We start from the raw sequence: 508 nt of genomic DNA on the forward strand, positions 1-508 counted from the left end.
CTCAAACCAAAATTTAAAACGTGGGGTTATTTCAAAAGAAAGTATATTTTTATACCACTGAATGGCTTCATCAAGGTCATCAACATAAATATGAACATGGTCAATTGCTATAAATCTCATGGTTTTCTCCTCTTATAAAAGACCTAACGTACTACTTTTTATCTGTAATTTATAAGCTACAATGGCTTTATCCGTATAATTGCATTCTCATATTGCTGCAAAACAATACAGGCTATCATGGCTATAGATCGACAAGGTAGGATAACAACGTTAGCTCCAGTTGAGTATCAAGCACAATTTAAGCAAGTGATTGACGATGTCATCGCTCATCTTAAACTTAGTTTGAATAATCGATTACATAGCATATATGTCTATGGTAGTGTCGCAAAAGGGCAAGCAGTTCAGTATCGCTCAGATCTCGATCTATGCCTGATTCTTACTCAAAAACTTAATGAAACTGAACAGAGACAATTAAATGAGGCGCACTCATATTTAGAAAAAATGCATG

Annotated in this window: 2 protein-coding genes; one reads left to right on the top strand and one right to left on the bottom strand. The window is 34.4% G+C overall.

What is annotated here, in order from left to right; all coding sequences use genetic code 11:
• The coding region (locus tag ABN217_RS20765) for a VOC family protein (RefSeq protein WP_502935156.1) at positions 1-120 on the bottom strand (120 nt) is incomplete at its 3' end.
• A 117-nt stretch (positions 121-237) separates the two neighbouring features.
• Here ABN217_RS20765 and ABN217_RS20520 point away from each other — a divergent pair.
• Positions 238-508, top strand: a 271-nt coding sequence (locus ABN217_RS20520) for a nucleotidyltransferase domain-containing protein (RefSeq protein WP_349460048.1), incomplete at its 3' end; no start/stop codon positions are given.

Source organism: Proteus sp. fly-1067 (genome assembly GCF_040139345.1).
Classification (GTDB): domain Bacteria; phylum Pseudomonadota; class Gammaproteobacteria; order Enterobacterales; family Enterobacteriaceae; genus Proteus; species Proteus vulgaris_B.